The organism is Mesorhizobium sp. PL10 (assembly GCF_053714315.1).
In genome coordinates this window covers 1-22,274 of record NZ_JBSKBR010000028.1, presented here as the reverse complement: position 1 = coordinate 22,274, position 22,274 = coordinate 1, and the positions used below count along the sequence as shown (strand labels likewise).

17 protein-coding genes are annotated in these 22,274 nt (G+C 63.8%); 9 read left to right on the top strand and 8 right to left on the bottom strand.

Annotation, left to right across the window (positions count from 1 at the left end):
- Positions 1 to 66: 66 nt before the first annotated feature.
- A complete protein-coding gene (locus tag ACWGTO_RS28455) occupies positions 67 to 1,386 on the bottom strand; it encodes an O-antigen ligase family protein (protein WP_454578112.1) in 1,320 nt (439 codons plus the stop codon).
- Entirely contained in the window at positions 1,355 to 2,353 is a 999-nt protein-coding gene (locus ACWGTO_RS28450) for a glycosyltransferase family 2 protein (protein ID WP_454578111.1), read from the bottom strand. Before ACWGTO_RS28450 ends, ACWGTO_RS28455 begins: the two co-directional genes overlap by 32 nt.
- A gap of 173 nt (positions 2,354 to 2,526) precedes the next feature.
- On the opposite strand from ACWGTO_RS28450, the gene ACWGTO_RS28445 reads away from it, so the two are divergent.
- From ACWGTO_RS28445 to ACWGTO_RS28435, 3 genes are read left to right on the top strand one after another with little or no spacing between them, the layout of a single operon-like run.
- Positions 2,527 to 3,699, top strand: a complete 1,173-nt coding sequence (locus ACWGTO_RS28445; protein ID WP_454578110.1) for a glycosyltransferase family 4 protein — start codon at positions 2,527 to 2,529, stop codon at positions 3,697 to 3,699.
- Complete coding sequence (locus ACWGTO_RS28440; RefSeq protein ID WP_454578109.1) at positions 3,696 to 4,490, top strand: WecB/TagA/CpsF family glycosyltransferase; 795 nt, start codon at positions 3,696 to 3,698, stop codon at positions 4,488 to 4,490. The genes ACWGTO_RS28445 and ACWGTO_RS28440 overlap by 4 nt, the downstream gene beginning before the upstream one ends.
- The gene (locus ACWGTO_RS28435) at positions 4,487 to 5,410 is read left to right on the top strand and encodes a DUF6492 family protein (RefSeq protein ID WP_454578108.1); all 924 of its coding nucleotides are present in this window, start codon (positions 4,487 to 4,489) and stop codon (positions 5,408 to 5,410) included. Before ACWGTO_RS28440 ends, ACWGTO_RS28435 begins: the two co-directional genes overlap by 4 nt.
- On the opposite strand, the gene ACWGTO_RS28430 is transcribed toward ACWGTO_RS28435, so the two are convergent.
- A complete protein-coding gene (locus tag ACWGTO_RS28430; protein WP_454578107.1) occupies positions 5,407 to 6,702 on the bottom strand; it encodes a lipopolysaccharide biosynthesis protein in 1,296 nt (431 codons plus the stop codon). The genes ACWGTO_RS28435 and ACWGTO_RS28430 overlap by 4 nt on opposite strands.
- 199 nt (positions 6,703 to 6,901) lie before the next feature.
- On the opposite strand from ACWGTO_RS28430, the gene ACWGTO_RS28425 reads away from it, so the two are divergent.
- From ACWGTO_RS28425 to ACWGTO_RS28410, 4 genes are all read left to right on the top strand, one after another.
- Entirely contained in the window at positions 6,902 to 9,244 is a 2,343-nt protein-coding gene (locus ACWGTO_RS28425; protein ID WP_454578106.1) for a GumC family protein, read from the top strand.
- A gap of 227 nt (positions 9,245 to 9,471) precedes the next feature.
- Positions 9,472 to 10,371 carry a bifunctional methylenetetrahydrofolate dehydrogenase/methenyltetrahydrofolate cyclohydrolase FolD gene (gene folD / locus ACWGTO_RS28420; RefSeq protein WP_454578105.1) on the top strand — a complete coding sequence of 300 codons (900 nt, stop codon included), beginning with the start codon at positions 9,472 to 9,474 and terminating at the stop codon, positions 10,369 to 10,371.
- 53 nt (positions 10,372 to 10,424) lie between these two features.
- A complete protein-coding gene (locus tag ACWGTO_RS28415) occupies positions 10,425 to 11,387 on the top strand; it encodes a GlxA family transcriptional regulator (RefSeq protein ID WP_454578104.1) in 963 nt (320 codons plus the stop codon).
- A gap of 147 nt (positions 11,388 to 11,534) precedes the next feature.
- Positions 11,535 to 13,199 (top strand): vWA domain-containing protein, encoded by a 1,665-nt coding sequence (locus ACWGTO_RS28410; RefSeq protein WP_454578103.1) that lies wholly within the window; start codon positions 11,535 to 11,537, stop codon positions 13,197 to 13,199.
- A gap of 71 nt (positions 13,200 to 13,270) precedes the next feature.
- On the opposite strand, the gene edd is transcribed toward ACWGTO_RS28410, so the two are convergent.
- The 3 genes from edd to zwf form a co-directional block, all read right to left on the bottom strand.
- Positions 13,271 to 15,094: a phosphogluconate dehydratase gene (gene edd / locus ACWGTO_RS28405; protein ID WP_454578102.1), complete on the bottom strand. Its 1,824-nt coding sequence runs from the start codon at positions 15,092 to 15,094 to the stop codon at positions 13,271 to 13,273.
- A 64-nt stretch (positions 15,095 to 15,158) separates the two neighbouring features.
- Positions 15,159 to 15,875 carry a 6-phosphogluconolactonase gene (pgl, locus tag ACWGTO_RS28400; protein WP_454578101.1) on the bottom strand — a complete coding sequence of 239 codons (717 nt, stop codon included), beginning with the start codon at positions 15,873 to 15,875 and terminating at the stop codon, positions 15,159 to 15,161.
- Complete coding sequence (gene zwf, locus ACWGTO_RS28395) at positions 15,857 to 17,326, bottom strand: glucose-6-phosphate dehydrogenase (protein ID WP_454578100.1); 1,470 nt, start codon at positions 17,324 to 17,326, stop codon at positions 15,857 to 15,859. Before zwf ends, pgl begins: the two co-directional genes overlap by 19 nt.
- Before the next feature lie 304 nt (positions 17,327 to 17,630).
- Here zwf and ACWGTO_RS28390 point away from each other — a divergent pair, with 304 nt between their 5' ends.
- The gene (locus ACWGTO_RS28390) at positions 17,631 to 18,377 is read left to right on the top strand and encodes an SDR family oxidoreductase (RefSeq protein ID WP_454578099.1); all 747 of its coding nucleotides are present in this window, start codon (positions 17,631 to 17,633) and stop codon (positions 18,375 to 18,377) included.
- 90 nt (positions 18,378 to 18,467) lie between these two features.
- Complete coding sequence (locus ACWGTO_RS28385; RefSeq protein WP_454578098.1) at positions 18,468 to 19,760, top strand: Mur ligase family protein; 1,293 nt, start codon at positions 18,468 to 18,470, stop codon at positions 19,758 to 19,760.
- Between the two features lie 15 nt (positions 19,761 to 19,775).
- Here the strand turns inward: ACWGTO_RS28385 and ACWGTO_RS28380 are convergent, their stop codons facing one another.
- Positions 19,776 to 20,657, bottom strand: a complete 882-nt coding sequence (locus ACWGTO_RS28380) for an SH3 domain-containing protein (RefSeq protein WP_454578097.1) — start codon at positions 20,655 to 20,657, stop codon at positions 19,776 to 19,778.
- 247 nt (positions 20,658 to 20,904) lie between these two features.
- Positions 20,905 to 22,191, bottom strand: a complete 1,287-nt coding sequence (locus tag ACWGTO_RS28375; RefSeq protein ID WP_454578096.1) for an NAD(P)/FAD-dependent oxidoreductase — start codon at positions 22,189 to 22,191, stop codon at positions 20,905 to 20,907.
- Positions 22,192 to 22,274: the final 83 nt, after the last annotated feature.

Below are 22,274 nucleotides of genomic sequence, written 5' to 3'. Positions count from 1 at the left end.
GAAAGCCCCTCAGGGGTGCACGGATCAGGCCAGCCCGATCAGACCGAGGAGATCAGGCCGAGGGGATCAGGAGCGTCGGCGCACTGCGATCGGCCGCAGCGACACTTGCCGCAGGCCAAGCACGCCGAGCACGAAGAACAGCCAGACCGGGTCGCCGCGATGGAAGAAGAAGCTTTCGAGGAAAGCGTTCAGCGCCGTGAACAGCACCACCATCATGAAGAAGTCACCGAGATAGATGTTCTCCTTGCGCGGCGGGATCCGCATGTAATCGCGCAGCGGTGCGATCAGGAAGGTGTAGACGGCAACGCAGAGCGCCGGGATGCCCATCAGCACTGCAATGTCGAGATAGCCGTCATGGCCGTGCACGATTGTCCGGATGTCCCAGGGCCGGTCGAAAGGCTGGTCCTGGCTGAGCAGCAGCGGTGTTCCCCAGAAGCTCTCATAGCCGTAGCCGGTCCACGGCTTTTTCGCCAGCATCTCGCCCGAGAACTCCCACAGCGTGGTGCGGCCTGTATAGGTGAGGTCAGGGAAATAGATCGCCGCCAGCTCCTTGACCGGCGGGATGAAGACGATGCCCAGCGTGCCGACCGCCGTGGCAATAATCGCCAGCGCAAACAGGATCGGCGTGCCGAACCGCATGCCGATCAGCCCCGGCAGCACCACGATCAGGATCGAGAACGGCACCAGCCCTGCCGTGGTCTTGGAACCGGTGTGCAGCATGAAGACCATCGCCGCGCCGAAGATCGCCACGCCCCAGAACCGCTGCCCGCGCCGAAAGAGATAGAGGCCGGCAAAGCTGAAGCAGGCCATGATCGGCCCGGCGATGTTCTTGTGGGCGAAGACGCCGCGCCACAGGCCGGCATGTTCAGGCTCCTGCGAGTCGGCCGTGTGCAGCGCCTCATGCGGAAAGGCGATGAGGCCGATATAGGACAGGCCGATGACGACGATGGCGGTGAAGATAATGACTTTCGAAAAACTGTCGGCGTCGCGAGGCAACACCAGGATCGTCGCTATCGTCAAAATGCCGAGCAGTGTGAAGAAGGCCGCGCGCATCGCCGAGGACGGGTCGGTCGCGTTGATGACCGAAAGCATGAAAAAGCCGAGCATCAGGATCCAGGACGGGCTGAGCAGCGAGCGCAGCACCTTGGGGTCGGCGAACGTCAGCAGTGAGACGATCGAAATGGCGCCGAGTGAACTGAAGCCGACCTGGTTGACGATGTCGCCGCCATCGCCGGTCAGTTCAGCACCCGCCGGCTGAAACGGCCGGAACGACACGATGATGACGGCAAACAACAGCGCGGCAATCGCCGTCGCCACGCCGTCGCGGGTGACGATGCCGCCCGGCAGCAGCTCGTCAGTTCTTCTCAGGCTGCCTGTATTGCTCATTGGCGTATCCGAATTCGGCAAGCACGCGGCCGAGCGCGACATAGACGGGATAAAGCGCCGTCGACAGGGAACCTGTCCGCGCCAGCTTGACCGCACCACGCAGCGGCGAAGCGGCAAGCAGCGCCAGACTTTTAGCAAACACCTTGACGCCGGCCAACGGTGTGCCGGCGCGCTTCTTCTTCTCGACCAAGGTCGAGATCACCCCGTTGCGCAAGCTGCGGGCACGGATCCAGTCGGCCTCGATGCGCCTGGCCGGAACGCCTTCGCGCACCTTGGCCTCGGCGCACCAGCCAAGCACGAAACCTTTCTGCGCGGAACGGCTGAGGAAGTCGGAATCGCCGCCGCCCATAAAGTTGAAGCGGAGGTCGAGGAAGGGCGGCCCCATGGCGGTCAGCACGTTGCGCCCGACCAGAAGATTGCCCGAGGAATAGAGTGCGGCGACGCGCCCGGTCTCGCGATAGGGCGGCGCAAACACGGGGTGCTCGGCCCATTTCGCGTGAGCCGGATCGGCAAACACCGGCACTTGCGGCCCGCCGACAATGTCGGCGCCAAGCGTCTCAGACGCCTTGCACATCCACTCCAGCCAGTCGGCCTCGGCGATCTCATCGTCGTCGATGACAAGCAGGTGGCGGAAGCCGGGAAAATGCAGGATCGCCGTCTGCCAGCCGGCATTGTAGGCGCTGCAATTGCCGCGCTCATGCGCGATGATGACCATTCCCGTCATATCGCCGCGCGCAAACAGCGGCAGCGCCGCCTTGGCGCCCTCACGAGCCTCGGCTTCGTTCTCGATGACGATGACGGCGAAACGCCTCGCGGTCTTTTGCGCCTTCAGCGACGCCAGCGTTTCCAGGAGCAGCCCTGGCCGCTTGAATGTCGGCAGCGTGACGACGGCTTCGATGGTCTCAGCGGTGAGCCCCGGAGAACGTCCCGCGATCGATACCGAACCATCCGATGGCAAAGGGATCATCCGTTTCCAGCCGCAAGTATTAAATCTGGTTTTCGATAGCATTGCGATGATAACGTTTCGTTAATCAACTTTCGCAGCGGCGCCGGCCGATCCGCGCCTTTCAACCGTTGCGTCGTGTGACTTAATCAAGGGTTCACCCAGCTTTGCTAGTGGCTGGCGCCTGGATAGGTGAGATGCATCTGCTGTTCGCCACATCGATCGTGCCCGACGGCGCACTCGCCTCGGGCTATGAGATCGCCAATGCTGCGATCATCGCCGCCTTGCGGCGCGCCGGCGTGCGCGTCACCGTCATCGGCTTCATCTGGCCGGGCAAGGCGCCCAGCGACCCCGTAAACACCATCGTGCTCGGCGCCGTCGACGTGCGCACGGAAAGCGCCTCGGCGCGGCAGAAGCTCGCCTGGCTCGGCAAGGCGATGCTGTCAGGGCTCACCTTCGCTTCCGTCAAACTGCGCGCGGTTTCCGACAGCGAAGTCGACGCCGCCATCGAGCGCGCCGGTCCTTTCGACGGCTATGTCCTGAATTCCGTGCAGTTCGCCGGCGCCTTTGAAAAACTGTTTGCCGACCGTCCCTCGATCTTCGTCGCCCACAATGTCGAACATGCTTCGGCGAGGGAGAATGCGGCGGCTGCAAACAGCCGCTTCCAGCGCCTGCTGTTTGCCCGCGAGGCGAGGCTTCTCAAGATTATGGAGGAGCGGCTCTGCCGCCAGGCCCGCTTCGTCTTCACGCTGGCCGAGGAGGACCGCGCCGCACTCGGCGTTGCCTCCGACGAGCGCTCGGCGGTGCTGCCGCTGGTGACCACTGCCACGGCGCCGAAGCCGGTAAAGCCGCGCCGCGTCGATTGCGACGCCGCGCTGATCGGCACCTGGACGTGGCAGCCGAACCGCATCGGCCTCGACTGGTTCCTGGAACAGGTCGTGCCGCATCTCAGTCGAGATTTTCGCATCAGGATCGCCGGCAACATGCCGTCGGATATCAGCTCTGCGCATCCCGGTGTCGAATTCGTCGGCCGGGTGCCCGACGCGCAGGCTGTCGTGCGTGGCGCCGCCGTCATTCCGCTGATCAGCACGGCCGGCAGCGGCGTGCAGCTCAAGACCATCGAAACCTTCGAGCTTGGCCTGCCGTCGGTCGCCACCAGCCGCTCGCTGCGCGGCATCGACCATCGCCCGGCCAATTGCGTGGTGTCAGACGATCCGGCTGCCTTCGCCCGCGCGCTGGAAGCGGCGGCGGCTGATGTCAGGGATGTAGACGGCAGCGCCTTCCATCGCAGTCAAATGAACGCGCTCGATGCCGCCATCAGGCTAGGCCTGGAAAGGCTCGGGCCGGTCGGGCAGGAGGTGTTTGCATGAACATGCACACCGCCCGCGCCGCCCTGGGGCTCGAGACGCTGAAGACGATCCTCGGCATTTCGGTCCTCGCCATCCGCTGGGATGACGCAATCGCGCTGCTGGCTAGGCTGATTGCCGAGCGGCGCTTCACCAAGGTCAGTTTTCTCAACGCTCACAATGCCAACATCGCCTATACCGATCCGGTCTTTGCCGAAGCGCTCGATGACTTCCTCATCCTGCCCGACGGTGTCGGCGTCGATCTGGCGGCAAAGCTGCTCTACGGCGCGCCATTCCCCGACAATCTCAACGGCACCGATTTCATTCCGGCCTTTCTGCAGGCATCGGCAAGGCCGCTGACCGTCGGGCTGCTCGGCGCCACCCGCACCAACGCCGAGGCGGCGTCGGTCAAGCTGGCTGCGCTGGCCGTGCAGCACAAATTCGTCGTCATCCATGACGGCTATTTCTCGCCCGCCGAAGAGCAGGCAATCGTCGACCGCATCGAGGCGTTGCGGCCTGACGTGCTGCTTGTCGCCATGGGTGTGCCGCGCCAGGAATTGTGGATTGCCCGCCATATCGATGCTCGCCACTGTACGCTGCCGATTGCCGTCGGTGCGCTGCTTGATTTCCTCTCCGGCTCGGTGCCGCGGGCGCCGCTCTGGATGCGCCAGCTGAGGCTCGAATGGCTGTTTCGCCTGTGCATCGAGCCGGGCCGGCTGTGGCGCCGCTACGTCGTCGGCAATCCGGTGTTCCTGTGGCGTGTCGTCAGGCAGAAATTCTCGCATCGGACGAAGCCTGTTGGAGAGCTGCGGTGAACAGCCGCTTTGTGCCGAGCCCTGCCGTCGACCTGGATGTCCTGCCGCAGACGCCGGCAGCGGCGGTGGTGACCGCCAGCTATGCGCCGGATTTCCAGCGCTGCCGCCTGTTGTGCGAAACCCTTGATCGTCATGTCTCCGGCGTGGCGCATCACTACATACTGGTTGAGCATCGCGACGTGGCGCTGTTTCGCCAATTGGAAAGCAGCCGCCGCACTGTCGTCGACGAACGCGATCTGCTGCCGCGCTGGCTGCGCGTCTTCGACGATCCGGTGAGCCTGTTTCGCCGCCGCATCTGGCTCAGTTTCAAGACCCAGCCGCTGCGCGGCTGGCATGTGCAGCAGCTGCGTCGCATCGCCATCGCTGCGTATGCGGGGGAAGACGTGCTGGTCTTCTGCGATTCCGACGTCGCGTTCGTCAAACCGTTCGATCTGAGCGCCTTCTGGCGCGACGGCAAGGTGCGGCTGTTCCGGCGCGATGGCGTGCTGTCGAGCGAGGGTCACGACGAGCATCGCATCTGGTCGCGCAATGCGGCCTTGGCGCTTGGCATAGATCCATCCACGGTTTCGACGCATGATTATATTTCGACCCTGATCGCCTGGCGTCGGCAGACGGTGATAGCGATGTGCGCCGAGATCGAGAAGGTCCACGGCCGCAACTGGATCGAGGTCATCGGCTCCGTGCGCCGATTCTCCGAATGCATGATCTATGGCCGCTATGTCGACGATGTGCTGCAAGGCGCCGGCCATTTCCACGGCTCGGAAGAATTCTGCCGCGTGCACTGGACCGGCGAGGCGCTGTCGGATGACGAATTCCGAAGCTTCGTCGCCACCATGGCGCCGGGGCAGGTGGCGATCGGCATGCAATCTTTCATCGGCACCGATATCGGCCGCATCCGCCGTCTGATCGGGCTGGATTAGATAGCTTTCGCCGGCTTGCGCAGCGCCGAATAGGTCAGCAGCGCCGAGGCGAGATAGAGCAGCAGGAAGACGACATTGAGCGACAGCACCAGAGTGGGCGTGTCGGCGATCGTGGTCAGCACATAGGTCAACAGCATCGCCTTCAGCCCGGCCAGCAGGCCGAGATTGAGCGCCCGGATCGCGGTCTGGCCGCGCGCGAACAGAAGCTCGGCCTGGTATTCGACCAGGTTGCGCAATCCCGGCACGCCGATTGCCAATGCCACTAGCGGTGCTGCTTCGGCGACGTTCCGGCCCAGCGCATTGGGGAAGAAATGCAGCACGATGCCGAGTGCCGCCAGCGCCAAAGTCGACACCAGGAACACGCCGGCTTCGATGCCGCTTTTGATCCTTAGCCGTGCCAACAGTTCCGGCGCCCGCATCATCCGCTGGACCAGCATCATCGAGAAGGTGCGGATCGGGATTGCGGTCAGGTCGACCAGTCGCATGATGATGGCATAGATGCCGGCCAGATGCGGCCCGCCGATCGCCAGCACGAGCAGCTTGTCGAATTCCGACTGCAGGTAGAACAGCACTTCGGCGCCGGCGACATAGATCGAATCGGCAAGCCGCCTGAGATAGAGCTCGGTGCGCAGCCTGAGCCGCTGGCGTGGATAGTAGAAGCCGAAGGCGAGCAGCAGCGAGGCGGCGTTGGCGCCGATGTAGAACAACGACCAGATCCAGACGCTGTGCTGCCCCGACAGCATGAACAGCACCGCGCCGAGCGCGCGGAACGCCGTGGTCACGATCGACAGCACGGCGGCGCGGCCGAATTTGCCGAGCCCGTTGTTGACGATCAGCACCACCTCGACCGGCCGCCACAAAAGCGATTCGGCAAAGACGATTGCGGCAAAGACGGCCAGCGGCACGGTGCTGGCGAAGAAGATCAGGTAGACGCCGTAGGAGGCCGCCGCCAGCAACGGCAAGGACGAGGCGCCAAGCAGCAGGAAGCCGGCGGTGAAGGTGCCGATCAGGTTGGGACGGATCGTGGCAGTGCGATAGAGCGCCGAGATGAAGCCGAAGGCGAGGATCCGCGACAGCATGACGCCGGCCGCCGAGGCGGTGGCGAACATGCCGAATTCGGCGATCGAAAGCGTGTTGGCGAGTGCGATGAAATATGCGAGCGAGAACACCAGCCGCCCGCCTGCGCCGCTGATCGCCGAGAGATAGTCGCGGACCAGCCCCCGTCGTTCGGCCACGAAGGTACCGATCCGGGCGAGTGTCCGCCTTTGCGGTGTGTCGCTAGCCTGCATCATGTCGAGGAAAGCCATAGGCCGGAAAGTTTAACGTGCGGTTCTGGCCACCCTTTTACGCCCTCGACAATGCGCGGCAGAAGCCAGAAAACTTCGGCTTCGGATCAAGGAAATTAACCTTTTGTTTCCCATGCCTGTTTAGCGTGGCTTAACGATTGGCCGACCGCCGCTCCCAAGCCGCCAAGGGTAAAGTTTCGAGACAATGGTCGACAGGGAAAACCGTGAAGACTGGAGGCGCGAGCGCTCCCTCTTGGCGCTCGGCAGAGCTGTGCGCGGCGACGAGGCGGCGGATGCGTCGCCGGTCTCCATCGGCGACCGGGCCGACCCGTCATGGCGCGAGGACGCCGCCACGCGTCACCGGATCGCCCGCTCGCAACGCGAGGCGCAGTCGAACCCCGCGCCAGCGTCACCGCCCGGGCCGCCGCAGTTCCAGGCCGCCGGCGAATCAGTTTCGGCGGCCAGCACATGGTCTCAAGCAGACGAAGCTGTCCGCTATCCGAGAGCCGGTGCGGCCGAAGAGCCTGTTCGGCGTCAGGAGCCTGCCCGGGGTTTCGATCGCTCTCGCGCCGCCTACGAGCCCCGTTATGCCGACGAGCAGCGGCGGGATGGCGACGATCAGGAATGGAAGCCGCTGATCGATCCGCTACAGGTCATCCGCGGCATCACCCGATCCAAGCTGCTGATCGTCTCGACGACGATACTGGGAACGGTGCTTGGCGTTGCCGTTGCCGTTTCGACGCCGAAGAAATACGAAGCCACAACCCAAATGGTCATCGAGCCAGGCGACCTGAAGCTTTCCGACAACGATCTCACCCAACCGGTCGGGCAGCCCGACGCGGCGCTGGCCGTCGTCGAAACCCGTATCAAGATGGTGACATCAGGCAAAGTCCTCGACAAGGTCGTCGCCGATCTAAATCTTGTCGACGATCCGGAGTTCAACGGACAGGGCTCCGGCGGCCTCGGCGTCATGTCGCTCATCCGTTCGATCCTGTCGCGCCAGGATGGACCTGGCGGTGCCGGTGAAGTGCGCCGCCAGGCGCTGGCGGTCGGCAATCTGGCCAAGAGCCTGTCGGTCGAGCGCAGCGGCAAGAGCTTTGTCGTTTCCATCAGCGCCACCACCCAAAGTGCCGACAAGTCGGCGGAGATCGCCAACACGACGAGGAACGTATTCCAGCAGGAGGCGGCCCAATACCAGTTCGGGATGGCCGGACGCGCGACGGACCAACTGACGGCCAAGCTCGATGACCTGCGTAAGGATGTCGAGACGGCCGAGCGCAAGGTCGAGGATTTCAGGGCCACGCATGATCTCGTCGACGCGCAGGGCCATCTGATCAGCGACGACCAGATGCTGAAGCTCAACGAGCAGCTCTCCGTCGCCCGTGCCCGCACGCTGGAACTCAACGCCCGGGCGGCGTCGGCACGTTCGCTGGACGTCAACTCGGTCATCAACGGCACTTTGCCGGAAGAAATCAATTCCAACACGATGAGCGAACTGCGCGCGCAATACGCAGCGTTGAAGCAGGAGGCCGACCGTGCCGCCGTGCGGCTGGGGCCGCGTCATCCCGAATACCAGGCGCTCAACGCCCAGCTCGACGGATCACGCGAGCGCATCGCAGGCGAACTGCGCCGCATCGCGTCGTCGCTACAGGTCGACTTGAAGCGCTCGGTTCAACTCGAGCAGGATCTCGCTTCCCGCCTAGCGCAGGCAAAGGTCCAGAGCGGCGACGTCAACAGCGACCTGGTCAGCCTGCGCGAACTGGAGCGCGATGCCACCGCCAAGCGCAACGTCTATGAACAATACCTTCTGCGCGCCAAGGAGACCGGCGAACAGCAAAACATCAACACCACCAACATCAATCTGATGACCCCCGCGCAACCGCCACTCGAATCCATCGGACCGTCGCGGGCCGTAATAGCGCTGGCCGGCCTGCTGCTCGGCCTTGCTTCCGGCGTCGGTCTCGGTGCGATGCGCGGCGCCTTTGCAAGCCTGCGCGACGCCGCTGGCTCGCGTTCGCGCGGCAGGATGGACGAACGCCGGCCCCCTGTCGAAGACAAGGTCTATCGCGCGCCGCTGCCTGTGTCTCCGCCGCCTCCAGCACCTCCGGTGTTGCCGGTCGAGGCCACTCCCGCCCGCGGCCCAGGTCTGTTCGGTGGCCTGTTCTCGGCGATGCGCAAAGCCATACCAGGCAGCGTGACGTCAGGAGAACGGCCCGTCAAGACGTCCCGCGCCCAACCAGCCGCCGAAGATGCAAGGCCGGTGCAGGAGCCCGCCGGCTACTACCAGCCGGACTTCCGGCAAGAGGGTCCGGACGCCTATCCCTATGGGCAGCGTGCCGGCTACACGCAGCCCGGTCGACCGGCCGACTACCTCTATTCGGAGCAGCCAATGCAGGCAGCGCCCGAGAGGTGGTCTTCTCCGCAGCCGGCCGAGGCGGCGTCGGACGACCAGCAGGCAGAAATCGACGATATCCGCGCCGGTCTGCGCGAATTTCGCGAGGCAGTCCGCGAGCTCACCGAAAACCGTTCGCGCCGCCGCTATTTCTGAGCCCGTCAGCACGGAATAAAAGCTGCGGGTTTCGAGTTAGCGGCATCTGACGGCGCTTTGACGGGATTGCCTGGGCCAAATTTCGTGAAAATGCCGCGCAGCATGGCGCTCAAAAAGCGCTGCCGACGGGCTTGACCCGAATGGGCGCGACGTTTGAAACAACGACATGCACGAAACAACGTTCAGGGCGCGCCGCGCCTTGGCTGGAATGATGTCGAGGATGGTTCATGGCCGAAGTGATTGACGGAAAGAGCGTCGCCGGAGAGGTGGTTCAGAGGGTCAAGGCCTTGACCGAGGACCTGATCGCCAAGGGCAACACCAAGCCCGGCCTGGCGGTGGTTATCGTCGGCGAGGACCCGGCGAGCCAGGTCTATGTCGCCTCCAAGTCGCGCACCGCCAAGGAATGCGGCTTTCATTCGCTGCAGCACACGCTGCCGGCCGACACGTCCGAGGAGGCGCTGCTCAAGATCATCGGCGAGCTCAATGCCGATCCGGCCGTCAACGGCATTCTGGTTCAGCTGCCGCTTCCCGCCCATATCGATGCCGGCAAGATCATCCAGGCCATCGCGCCGCAAAAGGATGTCGACGGCTTCCATTTCATCAATGTCGGCAAGCTCGGCACCGGCGAACTCGAAACCGCCTTCGTACCCTGCACGCCGGCGGGTTCCATGCTGCTGATCGAACGCGTGCGCGGCAAGGATCTTTCCGGCCTCAATGCGGTCGTCGTCGGCCGCTCCAACATTGTCGGCAAGCCGATGGCCAATTTACTCCTGGCCGCCAACTGCACCGTCACCATTGCCCATAGCCGCACCAAGGACCTGCCGGCGCTGGCCCGCACCGCCGATATTCTGGTGGCTGCCGTCGGCCGGCCCGAAATGGTCAAAGGCGACTGGGTCAAGCCGGGTGCCACCGTAATCGATGTCGGAATCAACCGAATCGCCGCACCCGAGAAGGGCGAGGGCAAGAGCCGCCTCGTCGGCGACGTCGCCTATGCCGAGGCGTCGCAGGCCGCCGGCGCCATCACCCCTGTGCCGGGCGGTGTCGGCCCGATGACCATTGCCATGCTGATGGCCAATACGTTAGCCTCAGCCTATCTTGCGGCCGGCTTGAAGCGGCCTTCCTTCTGACCCAGAAAGCAGCTTCTTTGCCGAACCCCAGTGTTCCTGTAGAACGGCCGGTCATGGATGATCCCGTTCAGGGCGGCCGGCAATTCGCGTTCCTGCTGGTCGACAAGTTTTCGATGTTTTCGCTGGCCGCGGCGATCGACACTTTCCGCTCGGCCAACCGCCTGCTCGGCCGCGATTTCTACGGCTGGACGACGGTCTCAGCCGACGGCGATTCGGTCATGGCCTCCAACGGCTTGCCGCTCAAGATCGACTATGCCGTCGCCGACCTGCCGCCGGTTGACATCCTGTTCGTGTCGGTAGGCCTGTCGATCGAATTCCCCGGTAAGAGCAAGGTGCTGGCTGCGCTGCGCAGCTGGGGCCGGCGCGGCAATGCGCTTGGCGCGCTGTCGGTCGGTTCTTACCTGCTCGCCGAAGCCGGTCAACTCGAAGGCTATCGCTGCACCATCCATTGGGAAAACCGCGCCGGCTTCGTCGAGCGCTTTCCCGACATCAACTGCACCGGCAACGTCTTCGAGATCGACCGCAAGCGCTACACCTGTGCCGGCGGCACCACCTCGATCGATCTGATGCTGGAGATCGTGCGCGGCGATTTCGGGTCGAACCTCGCCAATGGCGTCGCCAACCAGTTCCAGCACGAACGCATCCGCTCCGCCGGCGACCGCCAACGCGTCGGACCGGAGCGCGACCTCACCGGCAAGTCGGAGAAGCTTAGACGCATCGTCGAGCTGATGGCCGACCATCTCGACGAGCCCCTGTCGGCGGTGCAACTCGCCAAATCGGCGGGCCTTTCGGTGCGCCAGGTCGAGCGCCTGTTCCTGCGCCATTTGAGCGTCACGCCCGGCCGCTACTATATGCGGCTCAGGCTCGAGCGGGCGCGTGAATTGCTGCGCCAGACCAACATGCCGATCCTCGACGTGGCCATTGCCACCGGCTTCACCTCGCACTCTTATTTTGCGCAGAGCTACCGGCTGCAGTTCGGCCGTCCGCCCTCGGAGGAGCGGCGCACCACCTACTGATACGGTGCTGAGCCAGCTTCGGAACCGGCCTTGGCCAGCGCCGATCCTGTTACACTGCAAACGTTCGTGACCGCTCTAGGCTTGTGTCCGGACGCGCTGTCAAATAGCGTCCGGCGCGGATCAGAGGGCGGCCTCAAGGAGATTCCAATGGCGGGACTTTTGCGGAGCGTCGCTGCGGCGCTGCTCCTTTTGTCGATGACTTCGCTCGGCTTTGCCGCGAACAAGGTCATCATCATTCTTGACGCCTCAGGCTCGATGTGGGCCCAGATCGACGGCAAGCCGAAGCTCGAAATCGCGCGCGAATCGCTCAGGACCGTGCTGCAGTCGGTCCCCGCCGACGACGAGATCGGCTTCATGGCCTATGGCCACCGCGAGAAAGGCAGTTGCGAGGACATCGAGCTGATCGTGCCGCCGCAGGCCGGCTCGGCAAGCGCCATTTCGGCCGCCGCCGACAGCATGAAATTCCTCGGCAAGACGCCGCTGACCGCTGCCGTCAAGCAGGCGGCCGAAGCCTTGAAATACACCGAGGACAAGGCGACCGTAGTCCTCATCACCGACGGGCTTGAGACCTGCGGCGGCGACCCTTGCGCGCTGGGCAAGGAACTGGAAGCGTCAGGCGTCGACTTCACCGCCGACGTCGTCGGCTTCGGCCTGACCGCCGACGAGGGCAAGCAGATCGCCTGCCTCGCCGACAACACCGGCGGCAAATACATCCAGGCTTCGGACGAGAAGGCGCTGCAGGAGGCGTTGGTCGAAACCGTCGCCGCTCCGGCCCCGGCCCCTGCGCCTGAACCCGCACCGGCGCCTGCCCCAGCGCCCGAACCGGCAAAGCCCGAATTCAATTTCATACCGAGCGTGGTCATGGCCGAAGGCGGCGATCCGATCACCGATGGCAATGCGTGGGAGGTCTACAAGGCCAAGCCCGATGGCACGCGCGGCGAGTCCGTCACCACACAGTACAACAGCTACGAGGCCAACCTCGAGCCGGGCGACTATGTCGTCGTCGCGCGCGCCGACGAAGCTCAGGTGGAACAGAAGGTCAAGATCGAGGCCGGCCAGGTCTACAAGCCGCTCTTCACCTTGAACGCCGGCACCATGCTCATCCATCCTAGGGCTTACCAGGGTGCCGATATCAGCGACGAGGCTCATGTCGACTTCGCCTTCCCGGGCGGCAGCACGACCCATTATGGCGACACCAAGATCATCGTGCCGGCCGGCGAACAGAAGGTCACGGTGGCGATCGGCAGCGGCTCGGTGAGCGAGACCATCCAGCTCGCGGCCGGTCAAACGGTCGAAAAGGACATCGTCGTCGGCGTCGGCCATGCCGTCGTCAACGCCTACTACACCGCAGGCGGCGACAAGGCCGACTCGTCGGGCATCAGCATCCAGATCGTCAAGGCCAAGAAAAAGATCGACGGCACGCGCGAAGATGTCGCCCATTCCTATGGCCCGGACAGCAAGTTCTGGCTGCCGCCGGATGACTATGTCGCGGTCACCGCGCTCGACCTCGCGACCGTCGAGCAGCCGTTCAGCGTCAAGGCTGGCGACGTCAAGGATCTCAAAGTGACGCTCGATGCCGGCGTGCTGGCCATGTCGGCGCCGGGCGCCTATTCGATCGAGGTGCTGTCGTCGAAGAAGGACATCCAGGGCAATCGCAAGGCGCTTGGCCTGAGCTATGGTGACACCTGGCAGCAGACCATTCCCGCCGGCGACTATGTCGTCGTTCGCCACATGTCCGATGAAGGTCATGACAAGGAAATGCCGGTGACGGTCAAGGCCGGCGAAAGGAGCGAGATTACGGTGCAGCCGTAATTGGCGTTTCATCGCAAACGAAAAAAGGGCGGCCTTGAGCCGCCCTTTTTATATCTCGTCGAAATGATGGCTCAGGCGGTACCGAAAGCGCTGGCGCCATGGTCGGCGCGGCCGACCAGCTGGCGGAAGCCGGCGAACAACTCGCGGCCGAAGCCGAACTCGTTGCCGATGAGGTCGATATCGGCCGTGCGGCGCAGTGCAAGCTCGGGGCCTGGCACCAGCACTTCCAGCGTGCCGGCGTCGGCGTCGAGGCGGATGATATCGCCGTCATGGATCCTGGCGATAGGTCCTTCCTCGACCGCTTCCGGTGTCACATGGATCGCCGCCGGCACCTTGCCGGAAGCGCCCGACATGCGCCCGTCGGTGACCAGCGCGACGCGCTGGCCGCGGTCCTGGAGGATGCCGAGCACGGTGGTGAGCTTGTGCAGTTCCGGCATGCCGTTGGCCTTCGGGCCCTGGAAACGGATGACGGCGATGAAGTCGCCGGTGAGCGTGCCGGCTTTGAAGGCTTCGTTCAGGCCTTGCTGGCTGTCGAACACCTTGGCCGGCGCCTCGATGACGCGTCGTTCCGGCTTCACCGCCGAGGTCTTGATGACGGCGTGGCCGAGATTGCCGGCAAGCACCTTCAGGCCGCCGGTCGGCTGGAATGCTTTTTTGAACGGCGCCAGCACCTTCTCGTCGCCGCTCTGCAGTGGCGAGGCTTCGCGCACCACGCTGCCGTCTTCGCCGAGTTTAGCCTCGACCGCGTAGGGCCGGAGACCTTCGCCCCACACCGTCTGTACGTCCTCATGCAGGACGCCTTCATCGAGCAGTTCGCGGATCAGGAAGCCGAGCCCGCCGGCGGCATGGAAATGGTTCACGTCGGCGAGCCCGTTCGGATAGACACGGGCAAGCAGCGGCACGGCTTCCGACAGGTCGGAAATGTCCTGCCAGGTCAGCATGATGCCGGCCGCCGCGGCCATGGCGATGAGATGGATGGTGTGGTTGGTCGAGCCGCCGGTGGCGTGCAGGCCGACGACTCCGTTGACGAAAGAGCGTTCGTCGATCATCCGGCCGACCGGCGTGTAGGCGTTGCCGAGTGCGGTGATCGCCAGCGCCCGCTTCGTTGCCTCACGCGTCAGCGCGTCGCGCAGCGACGTACCCGGATTGACGAACGAGGCGCCCGGCGTGTGCAGGCCCATGATCTCCATCAGCATCTGGTTGGAGTTGGCGGTACCGTAGAAGGTGCAGGTGCCTGGCCCATGGTAGGATTTGGATTCGGCCTCGAGTAGTTCGGCCCGACCGGCTTTGCCTTCGGCATAGAGCTGGCGAACCTTGGCCTTCTCGTCGTTTGGCAGGCCCGTCGTCATCGGCCCGGCCGGCACGAAGACGGCCGGCAGATGGCCGAAGGTGAGGGCCGCGATCACCAACCCCGGCACGATCTTGTCGCAGACGCCAAGATAGACGGCGGCGTCGAACATGTTGTGCGACAGGCCGACTGCCGCAGCCATGGCAATCACGTCGCGCGAAAACAGCGACAGCTCCATGCCGGGCTGTCCCTGGGTCACGCCGTCGCACATGGCCGGCACGCCGCCGGCCACTTGCGCGATGCCACCAACTTCCCGCGCGGCATCCTTGATCAGCGCCGGGAACGTCTCGAAGGGCTGATGCGCCGACAGCATGTCATTGTAGGAGGTGATGATGCCGAGGTTGGGCACCTTGTCGGCGCCAAGCGCCACCTTTTCAGACGGGCTGCAGACGGCAAAGCCATGCGCGAGGTTGCCGCAGGACAACACCGAACGGTTGGCGGTGCGGTTCGAGGCTTCGGCGATACGGCCGAGATAGCGCTCGCGGCCGGCTTTCGAGCGCTGGCGGATGCGTTCCGTGATGGCTTCGATGTCGCGTCTGGCTGTCATGGTCGGTCCTTTCGAGCCCCGGAGAACGTCCTCCCACTGTTTGCCGGGACTGCTTTCGTTAAAATCAGGGTGCCCAGAACACCTCTACTGGTATGGGTGCTGCTTCGAGCACTTTGCGAATGGGCTTCTTCGCACCCGGTCCCATCGCATTCTCGAAGGCGATGCGCTTGTCCTCGCCTTCGATATGCAGCGCGATGAAGCCGGCGGCGATGATGCGCGCCATCGATAGGGTCAGCCGCGGCTCGCCGCCGCTCGGTGCATGCACCGGCAGCACGATCCTCTGCGAGGCGGGATCGAGCAAGGCGGGGAGATTGTCAGCATCGGGAAAGAACGAAGCGGTGTGGCCGTCGCCGCCCATGCCGAGCACGACGACGTCGAGCGGCCAGGGCAGTGCCTGGAGTGCCGTGTCGTCGGACGCCGCGGCGGTCTCGATGCTCGCGGCCTCATGATACATCGGCACGAAGTGCGCGGCGGCGGCCGCGTTCTGGAGCAGGTTGGCGGCAACCAGCCCGGCATTCGAGCGCGGAGAGGAGGCCGGCACGAACCGCTCGTCGACCAGTGTCACCGTGACCTTGTTCCAGGCGATCGGAATGGCCGAAAGTGCTGCAAAGAACTTCGCCGGCGTGGTGCCGCCGGAAACGGCGATGAGGGCCGTGCCGCGCTCGTCGATAGCCCTGGTCAGGCGCGCCGCGACATTGCTGGCAAGGGCGGCCGCCAGATCCTGGCGTCCGGCAAAGCTGTTCCAGCTGTAAGCGGGCTCGCTCAATTGCTCTCGTGCCATGTCCGCCCGTCGCGTTCGATCAGCGCAATCGAGGCCGAGGGACCCCATGTGCCGGCCGTATAGCCTTGCGCCTCCTGCCTGGCGCTCTCCCAGGCATTCTGGATCGGGTCGATCCATTTCCATGCCGCCTCGACTTCGTCGCGGCGCATGAACAGCGTCTGGTTGCCGCGCACGACATCCATGATCAGCCGCTCATAGGCATCGGGCGCGCGACCGTCGAAGGAAGTTGCGAAGCTCATGTCGAGAGGAATCTGGCGCAGCCGCATGCCGCCCGGACCCGGATCCTTGATCATGATGAACTGTTTGACGCCTTCGTCGGGCTGCAGCCGGATGACCAGCTGGTTGGCGAAGATCGGCCCTGCGCTGTCGCCGAAGATCGAATGCGGGATCGGCTTGAACTCGATGACGATTTCAGAGACCCGAGTCGCCAGGCGCTTGCCAGTTCGGAGGTAAAACGGCACGCCGGCCCAGCGCCAGTTGCCGATCTCGGCCTTGATGGCGACGAAGGTCTCGGTGTTGCTGTCCTTGCCGAGCTCCTCGACATACCCTTTGACGGCGCCGCCGGACGAGGCGCCGGCGCGATACTGGCCGCGCACTGTATGCTTGGGCGCCTCGTTACCGTTGATGCGCTTCAGCGCGCGCAACACCTTCAGCTTTTCGTCGCGCACCGCGTCCGCATCCATGGACGATGGAGCCTCCATCGCGACCAGGCACAAAAGCTGCAGTATGTGGTTCTGCACCATGTCGCGCAGCGCGCCAGCCTTGTCGTAATAGGTGACACGGTCTTCCAGGCCGACAGTCTCGGCCACCGTGATCTGCACATGGTCGATATGTGCCGAGTTCCACAACGGCTCGTAGAGCGCATTGGCAAAGCGCAGCGCCATCAGGTTCTGCACCGTTTCCTTGCCGAGATAGTGGTCGATGCGGAAGATCTGACTTTCGTGGAAGTCGTCGCCGACCAGATCGTTGAGCTTGCGCGCCGAATCGAGGTCGCGGCCGATCGGCTTCTCCAGCACGATGCGTGAATTCGGTGTGATCAGATTGTGCGCTTTCAGCTGGTGCGAGATGTCGCCGAACAGCGCCGGCGCCACCGCCAGATAGAAAGCGCGGATGCGGTCGCTGTCGCCGATCGCCTTTTTCAGCTTGTCGAAGCCGGCGCCCGTGGTCGCGTCGGCGGACACGTAGGACAGCCGGGCAAGGAAGGTCTTCAATTCCTGGGCGTCGATATCGTCCGGCTTGACGTGGTCGGAAATTGCCTGTTTGGCGAAAGCCTGGAACTCCGCATCGGTCATCTTCGAACGCGAGGTGCCGATGATCCGGGTCGGTTCGGAAAACTGATGGTCGCGCTGCCGATGGTAGAGCGATGGCAGCAGCTTGCGTTCCGACAGATCGCCGGTACCGCCGAAAATGATGAAGTCGAAAGGATCGACGGGGATGATCTGGCTGGTCATGGTCTGTCCGCTTTGACGCCGCACGCTGTGACGCGGCTGGGTATAATCTAATCGATTTAAATTATCCAGTGCCATGGTGTCACATCACGGACCAATCACTGGATATTGAGTCGGTCCAAATGTGTCTTGACACTGGCGCCGGCCGGAGGCTTGTCGATAGGCAACGGCTCCCGGAGGCTTTCGCAGCTGCAGCATAGAGCGTGAATGTGACGAAAGCTAAGGGAGAAATCCGTCGCGGCACGGGGCGTGGCGTTGGCCGCCGCCCTGTACACGTTGCGGGATGGTCTCAAGGAGCGGGAAGAGCATGCGTCTGGAAAACAAGGTCGCCGTCATCACCGGTGCGGCAGCGGGTTTCGGCGAAGGCATGGCAAGGCGCTTTGCCCAGGAGGGCGCCAAAATTGTCGTCGCCGACCTGAATGCCAAAGGCGCGGAACGCGTCGCCGCCGAAATAGGTGAGGCAGCGATCTGGACCCAGACCGACGTTTCGCAGCGTTCCGAATTCGACGAGATGGTCTATGCCGCCAAAAGCGCCTTCGGCCGCATCGACATCATTGTCAACAATGCCGGCTACACCCATCGCAACGGTGACATGCTCGAGGTCGACGAGGCCACCTTCGACCTGATCACATCAGTCAACATGAAGGCGATCTACCATGCCGCACTTGCTGTGGTGCCGATCATGGAGCGGCAGGGCGGCGGCGTCATCCTGACCACGGCTTCGACCGCGGGTCTGCGGCCGCGGCCGGGCCTTACCTGGTACAATGCATCGAAAGGCTGGGCAATCACCGCGACCAAGTCGATGGCGGTCGAACTCGCGCCCAAGAACATCCGCGTCAACTGCCTCTGCCCGGTCGCCGGCGAGACCGCCATGCTGGAGAAATTCATGGGCGCCGACACGCCCGAAATCCGCGAGAAGTTCCGCGCCTCGATCCCGCTCGGCCGCCTGTCGACGCCGCTTGATATCGCCAATGCCGCGCTCTGGCTTGCTTCGGACGAAGCCGCCTTCGTCACCGGCGTGGCGCTGGAGGTCGACGGCGGACGCTGTATCTGAGGGTTCCCGTTCCCGGCCTGCATGGCTGCGGTTTGACTTGACCATCCGCAGGAAGGCATAAAGCGCCTTGGCTCGGGATTTGGCGGCGCAATGGACGCGAAACTGCGCAAAATCGGCGAAGATCTGGGGCGGCGCCTCAGGATGTACTTGGCCAAGCGCGGGCGCGCCAGAAGCAAGGCCACTTTCATCGGCATCACCGGCAGTTCCGGCAAGTCGACATCGGCGAGCCTGCTGGGACACATCCTGGCCAGCCATGGCACGGTCCATGCGCAGGTTCTGTTCAACACGATGAAGGCGCTGGTCAACACGCTCTATAAGCGACTGAATCGAGCAGGCGATGTCGACTATGTTGTCTTTGAAGCTGGCGCCTTCAATGTCGGTTCGATCCGGCCGATGGCCGAATTGCTGCGCCCCCATGTGGCCGTCGTTACGATGGTCCGGCTCGAGCATGTTGCGAGTTTCCGCACCCTGGAGAACGTTGCCAGCGAAAAGCGGGCGCTGATCGAGGCGCTGGAGCCGAGCGGGCTTGCCATTCTCAACGCCGACGATCCGCATGTGCTCGCAATGGCGTCCGGCGCGGGCCGCGTCGTCACATTCGGCACATCGGAAGCCGCGGACTATCGCGTCACGAACATCCATGCTGCCTATCCGGAACTGCTGCGATTCTCGCTCCGCTGGGGTGGCGGCGTTCTGGATCTCGAAACGCTATTCCCGGGCGACCATTTCTGGTTGCCGGTAACTGCCGCCGTCGTCACGGCCCTTGAACTCGGCGTTCCGCCGGAGAAGGTGGCGGCGAGGGTAGCGACGTTCCATCCGTTGGCGAATCGCTGCGATGTCGTGGTTGCCGAAGATGGCCCGCAATTCATCGTCGACAGCGCAAAGTCGCCTTGGCACTCGGTCAATCTTGCCATCGACATGGTGGCCAGGGCCAAGGTAGCGCGCAAACGTATCGTTCTCGGCCAGATCTCAGACTACGCAGGCTCGACCCGAAAATACGCCAGTGCCTACAAAATGGCGCGGGAAATCGCCGATCAGGTGATCTACACCGGGGACAATGCCCATCGCTCGAGAGCCAGTGAGAACGATCGTGATAGCGGCCGGTTTGCCGAACTGCGTACGCCGAAAGAAGTCTCGGACCACGTCAGGCAGACGGCTGTGCCGGGGGAACTGATACTTTTGAAAAGTTCGCCCAAGCTTCACCTGGAGCGTATCGCGCTGGCTTGGACCCACGATGTTAAATGCTGGATACCGGACTGTGGCAAGAACGAGGGATGCAGGCAGTGCGGCCTGTTCGAAGTGCCGTTCGAGGAGCATCGCGACCATGTCAGGCAGGTAAAGCATGCCAGACGGCGACGGCGTTTGTTGCGGCTCATCGGCCGGTGAGCCGCAACCGTGCCTTCACGCCCCGGTCTTGATGTAGCTCTTGTAAATCCAGCCGCGCTTGCCGTTGTAGACGATTTGGCACCATTTCTTGCAGCTCACCACCTGCACCGATGACTTGGCGGGCACGGTTCCCATGGCGGCGGCATTCTTCTTCGGACCCGTGCGCATTGTCACTGTCCTGAGTATGCGTCCGGTGGCATCGGCAGCAGCCACCTTCTGTGGCTGGGCTTTGGCCTGGGCATCATCCGCTGCTGGGGAAGATTGCGCATCCGGCAGTTGCGGTGTCGGTGTCGGGATAGCGGCGGTTTCCGCGCCGTCGGTGTGATCGTCCTTCGCAGCGGCGTCTGGTGCGGCAACCTTGGACAACTGCGTCGTGGCATCGCTCTGTGCCGACGGCTCCTCGTAAGCTGCCGCATCGGCCGGTTTGGCGGCTGTCTGCTCAGTCGCGGCCTGATCGGACGGCGTGGCTTCAGCGCCGCTGTTCGATTGCGGCGCAGTCCAGCGCGGATCGTTGGCCGCCAGCGCCGGTATAGCGGCGGCCGCAGCAGCCACCGTCGGCGAAACCGCATCGCCCTTGCGTGCGGCCTGCGGCGCCGCTGCCGCGGCAACTGTGGCCGCAGGGGTGACCGGGGCGATCTTGGTTGTCTTGACCGGGACGGTTGGAACGCTCTGCTGCGAAAGAGGCTGTGTGCTGGCGCTCGCCTGCCGGTCGTTGGCCGGCAACGCCAGCCAAAGCGCGATACCCGCCACGCCAAGCAGCGCTGCGGTACCGACCGCGGCGATCACCAGATGCGAATTCGTGCGCACCCCCTGCCAGAAGGAGGGCCGCATATCGTAACCGAACTGCATGGCAAAGCGCCGTCGTTCCGGCGCACCGAAACTGAAGGGCTCGTTCACGTTTGCCACCTCCAACATGCGGCCGATGTTCTTTCGATCAGCGCCGGAAGGCCGGCATTCGATCGGCATCGGTCCCAAAAACAAGCGGGCAGGCCCGCAAAAGTCCCCGTTCAATCACCCAGAACCGGCACCTTTTACCCGCGATTGTGGCATCAGTGCGCCCCAACCGTGGATTCTGCACCCTTGTTAAAGATTCTGCAATGTGTCGCCCAAGCAACGAATATTACAGACGGAATCGCTTGTTGCTCTAGATTCGATCGCGCAGCGCAAACCAGTTGAGCGCCAGGAACAGCAGCGGCGTGCGAAAGCGTCGGCCGCCGGGGAAGGCCGGGATGTTCAAATCCTCGATCAGCCTGAGCCGATCGCGGTTGCCGGCGACGGTTTCGGCATAGAGTTTGCCGAAGAAGTTCGACAGCATGACGCCGTGACCGGAATAGCCGCCGGCCGAGATCACATTGGGCATTACCTCGCGCACGAATGGTTTGCGCGGCACGGTGATGCCGACATAGCCGCCCCAGCCATGCGTGATCTCGACATCCTTCAAGTCGGGATAAAGTTCGGAGATCTGCCGGCGGATATGAATGTGGATGTCCTTCGGGTCGTTGACGCCATAGATCTCGCGCCCGCCGAACAGCAGCCTTCCATCCCTGGATTTGCGGAAATAGCGCACGACGAAACGCGAATCGTCGACCGCCTCGCCGCCCGGCAGCACTTTCGAGGCCGCCCCGAGTGGAACGGTGGCACCGATGAACGACCCTATCGGCATGATGTGCGCGGCACTCACCGGCTCGAGGGTGCCGCCATAGGCGTTGACGCCGATCAGACATTTCTGCGCGGTGATGGTGCCCCTCGGCGTCATGACCCTAACCTTGCCGCCAATGGACGTGATGCCGGTCGACGGCGTCTGTTCGAACAGATGGGCGCCGGCCGCGGCAGCCACCTTTGCCGTGCCGATCACCAGTTTCATCGGGTGTATGTGCCCGGTGCCGGTGTCGCGGGTGCCGCCGAAGTAGCGCGTGGAGCCCAGCCGCTCGGCCGTTTCCCTGGCATCCATGAAGGCGATGTGCGGATAGTTGAAGCGGCCCGCCATGATCTCGGCATGCGCCTTGTAGTCGTCGACATAGCGCGGCTTGTGCGCCACCGACAGCTGGCCCGGCATGTAGTCGATATCGATCTGGTTGACGGCCGCGAATTCCAGCAGATGCGCCTTAGCTTCTTCGGCGAGATCGAACAACGCCTTGGCGCGGGAGAACCCGTATTCGGCCTGCATCTCCTCGGCCCAGGCGCGCTGGCCGGTGCCGAGCTGTCCGCCATTGCGCCCGGAAGCGCCGTCGCCGAAGCGGTGTGCCTCGATCAGAACGACGTCTACGCCGGCCTTGGTCAGATGCGCCGCCGCTGAAAGACCGGTGAAGCCGCCGCCGACGATGACAACGTCGCAAGACCGATCATCGTCGAGGGCCGGGTATTCAGGGCGTGGCCCGACCGTGTCTTCGTACCAGGAGCGGCCGGGGGAGATTGGGGATTGGTAGGACATGATGCTCGATTGGGAGTGGGGGAGTAGGGCAGTAGGGCAGTAGGGCAGTAGGGCAGTAGGGCAGTAGGGCAGTAGGGCAGTAG